The organism is Bradyrhizobium barranii subsp. barranii (genome assembly GCF_017565645.3).
GTDB lineage: Bacteria > Pseudomonadota > Alphaproteobacteria > Rhizobiales > Xanthobacteraceae > Bradyrhizobium > Bradyrhizobium barranii.
Genome location: NZ_CP086136.1, coordinates 7,882,543 through 7,895,087 on the forward strand (window position 1 = coordinate 7,882,543; position 12,545 = coordinate 7,895,087).

Consider the following 12,545-nt stretch of genomic DNA (forward strand, 5'->3'; position numbering starts at 1 on the left):
TAGCACTAGAGATCGGCTTGCGCAAGCCGGGATTGAAAACGCCGCTGCACTATCTCGGTAGAACAAGCGCGCATCCGCTGCCCGGCGGACGCGCGTGAGAGGCCTAGAAATTCGGCCCGAGCGCGATCTTCGCCGCGTGCTGCTCCCAAGGCCCAGGATTCAAGATGAGCCCAGAGACTTTGCCCGCGGCGTCCCTGACGAAAGCGATCCGGGTACGATCTTCGTCGGCTGCGGTGAATTCGTTGCTTGATGTCGCCACGAACGAGGTCGCCTTGCCCTTCTCGAATTCGAGGACCGGCCAGACCCCCGTCGCTCCCGCGACGAGCTTGCCTTCCGCGACGCGAACCTGAAGCCGGACCGAATTGACACGGCGGTCGGCTCTCACGACACTGAGGTCGTTCACGCCGTCTTGCCCCTTGTGGACGAGCCTCATCTTGATCGTCGAGTTGGCTGGCCCTCGCAGCTTGGCCAGGACATCGGCGAGCGCGAGGCCTCTCAGCGGCGCGCCGTCAATTTCAGTGATGAGGTCACCCGCCGTCACACCGGCCTTGGTTGCGGGGCCGCCGCCAGGGTTCGGCTTGTTGATCCTCAGCCCCTCCTGTTCCATGGCGACGAAATTCCCGATTCCAAGCCATCCGGTCTTGCCATCGGCCAGGCCCTGCCTGTCACGCGAGCTCACCGTGGCGCCGAAGTCATAGGTCCCGGCATAATCGGCGAGCGCTTCCGGGCTCAGGGTCACCGGCGCAGCCGGCGGGACGGCGGTCGACTCGGGAATCGTCAATGCGCCATAGACGAGGTGATTGATCCCCGAATACAGCACCGCCTGGCGCGCTTTGCTGCCGGGCGTCGCCTGGACCATCTGTACGCCGATCAATTGCTCGGCCGGATCGATCCAGAAATACGTGCTCCAATGTCCAGCCCAGGAAAAGCTTCCAACCGCTCCCGGTATCCAGCTTTGGACCGGATCGGCGCGGATGGCGAAGCCAAGCCCGAAGGTTGTTCCCGCGCGGGCGCCAACCTCGTCACCTCCGAAGATGGTGACACCCGATGGCAGTGCGTTCGTCGTCATCTGCTTCACCGCATGCGGGCTGAGCACGCGCACGCCATCGAGCTCGCCGCCATTGAGCAGCATCTGGCAAAAGCGGAGATAGTCGGGCGCGGTCGATACGAGTCCGCCGTCGCCGGAAAACAACTTTGGCGGCGTCGTGACATCCCAGATCGGCGGCCGTTCCGGCATGGGAAAATCGACCAGCCGATCGAGCTTCTCCTTCGGTACAAAGAAGCCGGTGTCGACCATATGCAGCGGCCCAAAGATGCGGCTCTCCAGGAACTGATCGAAGGGCTGACCGGACGCCACTTCAACGACCCGGCTCAGCACTTCGGCGCTCCAGCCATATTCATGGACCTCGCCGGGCTCGTGCGCGAGCGGCAGGCGGGCCAGGCTCGACACGAATTCCGCCAACGTCGTGTCGCGTCTCCGCACGGCCCTCAAGGCGTAGAGCCCATGGATCGTCCGGATCCCGAAGTCGGCGCTTGCGTCGGCAAGGCCCCGTTCCGGGTAGGCAAAATCGAGCTCCGGATAGATCAGGCCAGACGTATGGCGCAACAGATCGCGAACCGTCATCGCACGTTTTGCTGGTTTTGGCAGACCGAGCCCGTACTCCATTTCGCCTGTCGCCGGGTCCGCCTTCTGGAAAGCGACCCGCATGTTCGCAAGCTCCGGCAGATATTGCGAGACGGGCGCGTCGAGGTCGAGCTTGCCCTCATCCACCAGAATCATGGCGGCGACACTGGCCACCGGCTTGGACATCGAGGCGATCCAGAAGATGGAATTCGTCTTCATCGGGACGGTCTTGGCGCGGTCCTGAAATCCGATGGCCTGCAAATAGGCGAGCTTGCCGCCCTTCGCGATTGCGACGACCGCGCCGGGCAAAAGGCCGTCCGACGGCGAGAAAGAATCGAAGCGCGCCTGATACCACGGCGCGATCCGCGCCAGACGCGCGGCCGAGAATCCCAGGCTTTTTGCATCGCCCGGCGTCGCGAGGTCATCGGCGAACGCGGTCCCCAACAGGCACAGTCCAACGGGAATCGCCCACATCGATGCGACGAGTCTCATTCCGCAGTCTCCGCAGAAGCACAATAAGTCTGAGCAGGCACTCCTGCGGCAGATGTGAACCGCTAGAAATTGGGTCCGAGCGCGATCTTCGTGATCGTGCCGTTCCTGACGCCGATGCGCCATTCCGCCGAGCCGTTGGCGAACTGGGCGACATAGATGTCGCTGTCGAGCGCGGTGACGCCACGGAACGAAACCGCGCGCAATGCGCCGAGCCGCGCCAGGATCGCCTGGTCGAACGGAAGCTGCTGACGCGTGATGTCGGCCACCTCCGACGTCATGCGCTCGTAGTCCGGCTGGCCCTTGCCGACGCCATCGATGTAGCGGCGCAGCATCTCCTCGCCATTGGCGATCGGAACGGCGCGGCGCGCCGCGCGCCCCGGCCGCGCGCCGATGTTCGACGCTTCGACATTGTGGAAGCGGGTCTGCCGCCCCGGCAGCAGGACCTCGAGGCACCGCCCAGACTTGTCTGCAATCACCCAGGGATTGTTCACGGTGGTCGTGGACGCCCAGGACACGTTGGGCCTGACGGTGCTCTGCATCCTGCGATTGCCATCGGCGTCGAGATTGAAGACCTGGATGTCGTCGCCCATCTCGTTATAGACCATGATCCTGATCGGCGAAGTGCCGGCGTGGCCACGCACGCGCGCTTCCTCCGAGCAAGGCACGATACCGCCGAGCTCGTCATTGCCGTCGGGCCGGAAGATCACGTCGCCGGCCTTGCCGTCGGGCTCGATCATCAGGCGGAATTCGGCCGTGCCGTTCTCGAACTTCGCGCCATAGATGTCATAGCCGCCAGGGCCGACGCCGCGGAAGAAGATCGATTCCACCACGCCGAGCGCCTGGAAGGCCTCGCGCATTTCATTGAGCTGCCGGTGGACCTTGGCCGCGAGCGGCGCGCTCATGCGATCGTAGTTCGGCGTTCCGGCGCGCAGGTCTTCGATCCCGCGCAAGATCATCTCCTTGCCGCCCGCGACCGGGACTTGCTCCCTGAACCTGTCAGGAACTTCCGCAAGGCGGCGCGTGAAGTCCGCCTCGACCGCCTGCGCCACCGCCGCATCGACGCGAGGCGCGAGGCGAGCGCCGAACATCGCGCTCTGCACCAGCACGCGTGCAACCTTCGACTGCTCGTCGCGCAGGAAGATCAAGAGATGGTCGCCGCGGAAGGAGAAGGCGTCAGCGCCCTCGGCGAGGACCTGCGTTGCGCCCTGTCCCGTCTCACGCAACCAGAGATCATCGCCGTCACGCCGCAGCGTGAGCACGCGGTTCGGCGCGATCCTGTACCAGCCGACATATTGATCGAGCGATGCGGGATCGACGGCCGCGGTCGGCATCTCGGCGACGCGAACCGCGCGGATATCGCGGCCGTTCATGCGCAGCGTCAGCTCGGAGGAGCGGCGCTCCGCATCGAGCGGGAACGTGATCTCGCCGGACGAGGCCGCGTAGGCCGCGGTGCCGTCACTGCCAACCGTCAGGCGCAGCCTGCGCTGTCCGGTGAGCTGGCCGTAGAGGTCGTCGCCCTCGCGGAAGATGGCGAACACCGAGGCAGGACCCATGGCGTAGAAATTGACGAAGGGGCGGTAATGCTGGGCCGGCACCTCGCCGGTATCCGCGGCGACGGGCACGGGATCCGGGGTGCGATAGGCGATCATGCCGGCGGACACGATCACAGCCGGAATGATCGCGGCTGCGATCCACAGCCGCTTGCGCCAGCCGACCGCGACGGGCATGGCGGCGGCCGCGATGATGCGCTCGACGCGTGCGCGCACGGTCGATACCCGCGCCATTGCGAGCTCCACCGGCCGCGGATTTACGCTGGTTGCAACATCGAGCAGGATTTCGGCATAGGACCAGCGGTCGTCGATGACTTCGATCGCCTCGGCGTCGCTGATGATCTCGGCGAGCTCGGCAAGGCGCACGAGCTGCCACCACGAGAACGGACTGAACCAGAACATTGCACGGTTGAGCGAGGCGAGCAGCAGGACATAGAAATCGCGATTGGCGACGTGCGCGCCCTCATGCGCAAGCACCGCGAGGCGCCTCTTCGCATCCCAGCCGGAGAACTGCGGCGGCACCAGAATGGTCGAGCCGAACGTGACGGGACCGCCGACCTCGCGGCTGACGCGCACGTCGGCGTCGATCAGCTGCGGGCCGCTCATCGGCCTTGCCGCGCGTGCCAGACGCCAGGTCAGGCAGAGACCGATGGCCAGCCGCAGCAGCAACGCGCCGGCGACGCCGGCATAGACGATGGTGGCGACCAGCCACCAATTGATCGATACAGCAGCTTTTGCCGGCGCCACGACAGCCGCGCCCGGCGGAATCGGCAGCGCCGGTTGCGGGGCCTCCAGCATCGAGATGTCGGCCGGCAGGAAATCATCCGGCACGGATACCGGCAGAGGCATCCGGGTGATCGTCAGCGTCGGCCAATGCATCACGAAGGGCATCGCCAGCGATGCCAGCAGCACGACGACCCACGCCGTCATGTGAACGTGCGGATTGCGCACGCGAAACAGGTTGAGACCGAACCAGACGACGCCTCCCAGCACGAAGGAGCGTAGCGCCGCCTCAGCCAGAGTTGCGATCATTCTTTCTTCACTCCCCTCGCCTTCTTCGCCTTGGCCACCTGGTCGGCCAGTGTACGCAGCTGCTGCTGGTCGAGCATCGCATTGTCCACCATGCCGACGAGGACTTCCTCCATCGAGCCGTTGCAGAACCAGTCGACGATACGCTGCACCGCCTTGGCCGCGACCCGCGCGCGCTCTTCTGCAGCGTGGTAGACATAGGTGCGTCCGTCCACGGTGTGCCGAGCATAGCCCTTTTCTTCCAGCCGGCGCAGCACCGTGCGGACGGTCGATTCCTTCAGACGCCGCGACAGCCGCTCGCGCACGACCTCGGCCGTAACGGGACCATGGGCCCAAACCAATTGCATGACCTCGTGCTCGAGGTCGCCCAGTTCGGGCAAACGATCGTCCATGGCATTTGACCTTGCGGATTGAGATTTCTTGTAACGCTACAGATCGTCGCATATGCGGCCGCGCCGCGCAACGGCGATTCCACCTGAAATGGTGTTGCTATGCCGTCATGCCCGGGCTTGTCCCGGGCATCCACGTTCTTCGTCCCGCGCGGCAAAGCGTGGATGGCCGGGACAAGCCCGGCCATGACGATGTGGAGGCAGTCAGTACTTCGGCTCGTACATCTGGGACTGGATCAGGCCCTTCACGTCGTTGGGTGCGGGTCCGTCGGCGAGACCGCGCTGGTAGGCGACGTCTGCCACCGCAACGGCGATGCGGGCCGAGACCTCGCGAATGCGAGGGAGCGCCGGATAGAGGCTGCCCTGCGCGAGGTCCTCCTTGCCGACGCAATCAGCGAGCGTATGGGCGGCCGCCATGAACATCTCGTCCGTCACCAGGCGCGAGCGGCTGGCGATGACGCCGAGGCCGACGCCGGGGAAGATGTAAGAGTTGTTGCCCTGGCGCGGCACGAAGGTGCGGCCGTTGAGCGTCACCGGATCATAGGGACTGCCGCAGGCGAACAGTGCGCGGCCCTCGGTATAGCGGTAGGCATCCTCGGCCGAGCATTCCGCCTTCGAGGTCGGGTTGGAGAGCGCGAACACGATCGGCTGCTCGTTGAGCGCGGCCATCGCCTTGAGCACCTCGGGCGTGAAGGCGCCGCCGACCGCGGCGACACCGATGATCGCCGTCGGCTTCAGCGTCTTGATCGCGGAGAGGAACTCGGCGATCGGCGCCTGGCCGGCATGGGCATAGCGCAGCTTATGGCCCGAGAGGCCGTCACGGCCGCCGACGACGAGGCCGCGGGAATCCACCAGCCAGTTGCGCCGGAGAGCTTCCGCCTCGGAAATCCCCTCCGCCATCATGGCGGAGACGACGAGATCGGCGATGCCGGTTGCCGCCTCGCCCGCACCGAGGAACAGGATGCGCTGATCCCTGAGCTTGCCGCCATTGACGCGCAGCGCCGAGAACAGGCCGGCGAGTGCCACGGCCGCGGTGCCCTGGATGTCGTCGTTGAAGACGCAGGCCTCGTCCCGATATTTGTGCAGCAGCTTGAACGCCGAGTGATTGGCGAAATCCTCGAACTGGATCAGCACGCCCGGAAACGTCTTTCGCGCGGCCTGCATGAACTCGTCAACGAAGCTATCATAGGCCTCGCCGGTGAGCCGCCGCTCGCGCAAACCGAGATAATAGGGATCGTTCAAGAGCTCTTCGTTGTTGGTGCCGACGTCGAGCACGATCGGCAGGCAATGCTCGGGATGCACGCCGGCGCAGGCGGAATAGAGCGAGAGCTTTCCGACCGGGATGCCCATGCCATTGGCGCCGAGATCGCCCAGCCCGAGGATGCGTTCGCCATCGGTCACGACGATCAGCTTGGCCGGATAGGGCCAGTTCTTCAGGATCTCGGCGATCTGGCCGCGATCGCGCGATGAGATGAACATACCGCGCGGCCGCTGGAAGATCAGGCCGTATTTCTGGCAGGCGAGCCCGACCGTCGGCGTGTAGATGATCGGCTGGATCTCGTCGATATTGTCGACGACGACGCGGAAGAACAGCGCCTCGTTGCGGTCATGCAGCGCATTCAGCGCGACGTATTTTTCAAGGTCCGTCGGCAGCGTGCGCAGATTGGTCAGCACGCGCTCGACCTGGGTCTCCATCGTCAGCACGCAAGGCGGCAGCAGGCCGCGCAGGCCGAGCGCGTCGCGCTCCGCTTCCGTGAAGGCGGTGCCCTTGTTGAGCAAGGGATCGCGCAGCAGCGTCATGCCGTGAGCGGGGTCGGATGATGTCGAATGGGCGCTGACCCGAGCAGGTCTATTCACGAATTCCCCCAGGGAGTTTCTTATTGAAGGGCAAGCATTGTCGGCCAGTGCTCACCTGAGATCAAGGACGTAGAGACTCAAGGCTCGATTGTGATCTCGCACCGCAGCGAGATTTCGCGAAAAGCCGGCATTTGCGCGCGAGAAGAGGTCAACGCAGCAGGACTACTCGGGCTTGATGTCGGCGGCCTTCACGATCGGCCACCATTTCTCGGTCTCCGCCTTCTGGAATGCGCCGAGCGCCGAAGGCGATTGCTGGTCGGCAGGCGGAATCTCCTGCCCCAATTCGGCGAAACGCTGCTTGACAACGGGATCGGCAAGCACCGCGACGATGGCCGCGTTGAGCTTTGTGACGATCTCCTTCGGCGTGTTCTTCGGTGCCCAGATGCCGTGCCAGTAGGAGATGTAGAGACCGGGCAGGCCCGCCTCGTCGACGGTCGGGATATCAGGCGCGGACGCGAGCCGCGTCGGCGACGTCACTGCGAACGCCTTGATCGCGCCGTTCTTGTATTGCGGCAGCGAGTTCGAGGCCTGATCGAACATGATGTCGATCTGGCCTGCGACGAGATCGATCATGGCGGGTCCGGCGCCGCGATAAGGCACGAACTGGAAATCGGTGCCGGTCTTCTCCTTGAAGAAGACGCCTGCGACGTGCGCGCCCGTGCCGGCACCAGCCGTGCCAGCAGTCGCCTTGCCGGGGCTGGCCTTCAGCCACGCAATCATCTCTTTCAGATTGTTGGCCTCGAGCGACTTCCGGCCGACGATCAGCTGCGTTCCCATCGCGATCGTCGCGACCGGCTCGAAATCGGCGATCACATCATAGGGCAGCTTGAAGATCGCGCCGTTCAGCACATGCGTGCCCCAATGGCCGATCGTGATCATCGTGCCGTCAGGCGTCGCGCGCGCGACGCGGGCGCCCGCAATGCTGCCGGAGGCACCGGCCACGTTCTCGACCACGACGGTTGTGTGCAGCTGAGCGGCGATCCGCTCGGACAGGATCCGCGCCAGCGTGTCGGTCGGGCCGCCCGCCGCGAACGGCACCACGAGGGTGATCGGGCGCGACGGGAACGGCTGGGCGCCCGCCGGTACGGCCCACGCCGCGGATCTGATCAACGCGCAAATGACGATCACATGACCGCGTAGTCCGGCCCACAGCCCCTGCATTCCATCCACCCTTTTTCATCGCCCGCATGTTGTCAGCGGGCTGGGGCCGGAGTGAACGCTGCCGGGCGGGCAGAGGCAAGCTGGAAATTATGCCGAGCGCTAACCAGCCGCCCGCCGCGGGGCCAGATTGGCGGCGCCATCAGCCGGCGGCGCGATCTGCATCAGGATGGTCTGGACCGGGGACGCGACCTCGATGCCGTTCTGCTGGAAACGCAGCTTCATGCGGCGGTTGAATTCGCGCTGGACCGGCCAGCGGCCGGCCTCCGTGCAGCGGATCTGGCCGACGATCGACACCATGGCACCATCGACCTTGTCGATGCCCCACAGTTCGAGGTCGCCGCGAATTGCCGCGCGAAACTCCGGCTCGCGGCGCATCTCCTCGACGATGTCCTTGAGGATCTGGCCGGCGCGGTCGGTGTCTTCCTTGTAGGCGACATTGACGCTGACGGATGCATTGCCGGCGCCGCGGCTGGCATTGGTGATGGTCGTGACCGCGCTGAACGGCACGATGTGCACGGCGCCGTCGCCGGCGCGCAGACGAATGGTGCGGATCGAGACGTTCTCGACCACGCCGGTCAGCCCCGAGACGCTGACGCTATCGCCGACCTGGACCGTGTTCTCCAGCAGCAGGAACAGGCCGGTGATGAGATCCTGCACCAGCTTCTGCGAGCCGAAGCCGATGGCGATGCCGACGATGCCGGCGCCGGCCAGCAGCGGCGCGACATTGACGCCGATCTCGCTCAGCGCGGTAAGGCCGACGACGGTGGCGATCAGGCAGAGCAGCGCCGTTCGCAGCATCGGCTGGAAGGTGCGCAGGCGCGCCGCGCGGGCGTAGTGCCCGTCGCGTGACAGCGTATTGATCTGGCGGTCCAGCAGCGCGTTGCTGGCTTCCCAGATGGCGGCAGCAATGAGCACGGCGATGCCGATGGTCGCCACCGCCGAAATCAGCCGGCCGCCGATCTGGCCTCCATAGAACCAGACGATGGCGTCGACGCCCCAGACTTCGAGCACGGCCACGAAGCCGATGAACGCGATCATGCTGGATACGATCTTGCGCAGCAGCGGCAGATAGCGGTTGGCGCGGATCTCGAGGCCCGGAAAGCGCTGGAGGATCTCCGGCTTGATGCGGAAGCCGCGGTCGATCAGGCTCAGCGTCACCATGATGGCGACGCGCGTGATCAGCGCGACCACGACGGTGCCGACGAAATATTGCAGCAGCAGCGAATAGCCATTGCGGATGTTGAGCGCCCAGACCGCCCACAGCGCGAGGTCGAGCGCGATGGCGAGATAGTGCCAGCCGCCGGCAATGCGGTTGCGCAGTCGCGCCGCGATCCCCTGCCGCTCCGCCGGCGCGCGGATGGCTTCGGCGACCTGGCGGCGGCATTGCAGGATGATGACGACGACGAAGAGATGCACGACCAGCAACACCATGCGCAGCAGCGCGGCATAGCCGGCACGATGCAGGCCGAGCAGCAGCGCCACATTGGCGAAGGCGATGCCGGAGACGCCGACGCCGACGATGCGCCGCGCCCAGATCTCGATATAGGCCGCAGTTTCTGCCCGAACCGGAACCAGGCCAAACGGCCCCGCCAGCGCGCGGACGACGCAGATGAGCCCGCGCGAGAACGCGTAGGCATTGACGACGGCGAGGATCACGAGGCGAACGGTTGCGGGATCGCCGATCTCCGTGCCGAGCAGTGCGGTTGCGACGCCGATGAAGACGAACACGGGGAGCAGCTCGAGCAGGAGACGCCCGAGCACGAAGGGCAGCCGCAGCAGCAATTGCCAGACACGTGCGAGACTGTGGCGGCGCTTGTGCAGTTCGGGCGCAGGCGTGACATCGGCGACCGATGACGGCGGATCGGCGAAGGGCAGCACCTGCGCCGGCAGGCGCGCGGTTTGCGGGACGCGTCCTTCCAGGAAGGCAACGGGCCGCCGGATCGCGCGGAAGATCACCCACTCCGCTGCAATGGCGCAGCCGAGCACCAGCGCGAGCTTCCACGCGATCTCGATCAGGAGGTTGTAGGCGACGGGATCGTTGGCGGTCCGTACGATCCAGTAATAGAAGGCGGGGAAATGCGTCAGCGTCCGCGCCACGTCGGCGATCTCGCGCGAGATCTCGCCGATCTCTTCCGACACCGTGAGCAGGAGCTGTGCGCCAAGGCCGTCGGCCGAGAGCGGGATCGGCGATTTCTGCTCGGGCGCGGCGGGCACGGGCTGCTGCTGACCGGGCACATTCGCGATCACGCGCAGCGTATCGATCATCTGCGCACGTTTTTTGTCGTCCTGGAGCGTCTCCAGCGCCCGCTTGGCTTCCTCCGGCGACAGTGCGGCGGCCCTATTGGCGGCCGGCGGCTCGGCGCGAACGGTGGAAAGAGATGAGATCGCGATGAAGAGAGCGGCGAGGAACGCCGGGGCAAGCTTGTGCGACACGAGGATTCCCTGGAAAAGCGCATGCGCCGGCGGAGTCGGGACTGTCGCCGCCGAAGCAGTGCGTCATGTCGTATCGACGCTATTCGCCCCGGCGCTGTGTCGGAAGTTGGCCAACGAGGCGACATTCTCTTGGCATTTGCCGCAATGCAGGAACGGGAACCGTCGGCTCCGCGCGGCCGGACATCAACCGAGTGCGATACGCACAACAAAATCCTCCCGTCATTCCGGGAGTCGGCCCGGAATGACGGCGAGGAGGAGGAGAAAGCAGGATGTCAAAGCGCCTGTCATAGCGGCCGCATCACGGCCATCCGACACGATCGGTGTGATGCAAAATACAGCGCCGGGTAGGTAGGGGCTTTGCCTCACTGATGCAGCCCGCTAAACCTTTACCCGGCGTGCCGTTCGCGGTTTCTGCCGCTATGCGATAGTCCGAACGAGCTCCATCGCACTTAACGCGGCTGGATCTGCGGAGGTGGTGTCATAGACCTCCCCTTGCTCTTGAGGTGGACGACGCGTCGCTTGTTTGCGACCAACAGCATGCTCCTCCCGTGACATAAAACTGTCAAGCAGGATCAATGGTGCCGGTATCACATTTGAGGACGTGTTCCCTCCCACCGCGACAGATTGATCGCAGTGGATCAGGGAATAAATTCCCTCCCGCCGCGTTTGTGTCAGAGAGTCCATTCGCCTTCCGCATTCCATCCATTTCCAGAAAGCCAGACATGAAAGCATTACTTTGCATCCCCGCTGTTGCGGCCCTCCTGACTGGATCAGCCTTCGCGCAGACCCCGCCGCAGACCTCGACCAAGAAGGTCGACGGCACCGAGAACGTCTACGTCTTCCGCTATGGCGGTCATCAGTCGATGTTCATCGTGACGCCGCAGGGCGTGATCGCGACCGACCCGATCTCGTATTTGCGTCCGGCAAAGCCCTATATCGACGCCATCAAGGCCGTCACCGACAAGCCGATCAAATACGTCGTCTACAGCCACCACCATTACGATCACATCGCCGGCGGCCAGCCCTTCAAGGATCTCGGTGCCACCTTCATCGCGCACCGGCGGACCAAGGAGCGCCTGCTCGAGCTGAAGAAGCAGAATTCGCTGCTCGCCGATGTCGTGATGCCGGACCAGGTGATCGGCGACAAGAAGAGCATCACGCTCGGCGGCACCACGCTGGAGCTGAACTATGTCGGCCGCAACCATTCCGACAATTCGCTGGTGATGCGGCTGCCGAAGGAGAAGATCGTCTTCGTCGTCGACTTCGCGCCGATCGAGTCCGTGCAGTTCCGCAACATTCCCGACAACGCCTCGCCGGTCGAGTATATCGCCTCGCTGAAGAAGCTGGCGTCGCTCGACTGGGAGCGGATGATCCCCGGCCATCCCTATGCCGGCGGGCGCTTCGGCACCAAGAAGGACGTCGAGGACGACATCGCCTACATGGAGGACCTCTCCGCCGAGGTGAAGAAGGCCGCCGATGCCGGCAAATGCTTCGACACCGCGATGAAGGAAGTGAAGCTGCCGAAATACGAGAAATGGGCGAATTACGAGACCGCCCTTCCCGCCAATGTCGAGCGCTTCTGCTACTGGTGGGGCCGCGGGTATTGAGGGTCGGCTTGCTCAGACGCGACGAGCTTCGCTCGCGCTGAGATCGTAGGGTGGGCAAAGGCGCTCTTGCGCCGTGCTCACCACCTCTCGCCGGATGAAGATTGGTGGGCACGCTTTGCTTTGCCCACCCTACGGGATCGCCGCTAGCGAACGCGCCGCCCTGTCCTCGCCGACGGCGCCTGCGCGAAATACGGATTCGTCAGACATGTCGCCGGACGCCCCTGCGCGCTTGCCTGGCACTGGGCGAACGAGGAGAAAATGCAGTCCATCCGCTCGCCCTCCAACTCGCCGAAGACGTGCAGGCAGACCGGCGCATCGCCCCCATAGGTCTGGGCGCGCGCGGAACCGGCGATCAAGAGCGCGGCGAACAGGGAAACGACGACAGCAGGCTTGTACACGACAA

The 12,545-nt window shown here is 64.8% G+C and carries 8 protein-coding genes; 1 reads left to right on the forward strand and 7 read right to left on the reverse strand.

The window, feature by feature from the left end; all coding sequences use genetic code 11:
• Positions 1–103: 103 nt before the first annotated feature.
• From J4G43_RS38380 to J4G43_RS38405, 6 genes are all read right to left on the reverse strand, one after another.
• Entirely contained in the window at positions 104–2,116 is a 2,013-nt protein-coding gene (locus tag J4G43_RS38380; protein WP_225005355.1) for a serine hydrolase, read from the reverse strand.
• Between the two features lie 62 nt (positions 2,117–2,178).
• Positions 2,179–4,698 (reverse strand): M56 family metallopeptidase, encoded by a 2,520-nt coding sequence (locus J4G43_RS38385; protein ID WP_208088104.1) that lies wholly within the window; start codon positions 4,696–4,698, stop codon positions 2,179–2,181.
• Positions 4,695–5,087, reverse strand: a complete 393-nt coding sequence (locus J4G43_RS38390) for a BlaI/MecI/CopY family transcriptional regulator (RefSeq protein ID WP_014493096.1) — start codon at positions 5,085–5,087, stop codon at positions 4,695–4,697. The genes J4G43_RS38385 and J4G43_RS38390 overlap by 4 nt, the downstream gene beginning before the upstream one ends.
• A gap of 201 nt (positions 5,088–5,288) precedes the next feature.
• A complete protein-coding gene (locus J4G43_RS38395; RefSeq protein ID WP_210387727.1) occupies positions 5,289–6,884 on the reverse strand; it encodes an NAD-dependent malic enzyme in 1,596 nt (531 codons plus the stop codon).
• 219 nt (positions 6,885–7,103) lie between these two features.
• Positions 7,104–8,102, reverse strand: a complete 999-nt coding sequence (locus J4G43_RS38400) for a tripartite tricarboxylate transporter substrate-binding protein (protein ID WP_208088106.1) — start codon at positions 8,100–8,102, stop codon at positions 7,104–7,106.
• A 99-nt stretch (positions 8,103–8,201) separates the two neighbouring features.
• Positions 8,202–10,535: a mechanosensitive ion channel domain-containing protein gene (locus J4G43_RS38405; RefSeq protein WP_208088107.1), complete on the reverse strand. Its 2,334-nt coding sequence runs from the start codon at positions 10,533–10,535 to the stop codon at positions 8,202–8,204.
• A 722-nt stretch (positions 10,536–11,257) separates the two neighbouring features.
• On the opposite strand from J4G43_RS38405, the gene J4G43_RS38410 reads away from it, so the two are divergent.
• Complete coding sequence (locus tag J4G43_RS38410; protein ID WP_208088108.1) at positions 11,258–12,142, forward strand: MBL fold metallo-hydrolase; 885 nt, start codon at positions 11,258–11,260, stop codon at positions 12,140–12,142.
• Between the two features lie 143 nt (positions 12,143–12,285).
• On the opposite strand, the gene J4G43_RS38415 is transcribed toward J4G43_RS38410, so the two are convergent.
• Positions 12,286–12,540, reverse strand: a complete 255-nt coding sequence (locus J4G43_RS38415; protein ID WP_071910559.1) for a DUF3551 domain-containing protein — start codon at positions 12,538–12,540, stop codon at positions 12,286–12,288.
• Positions 12,541–12,545: the final 5 nt, after the last annotated feature.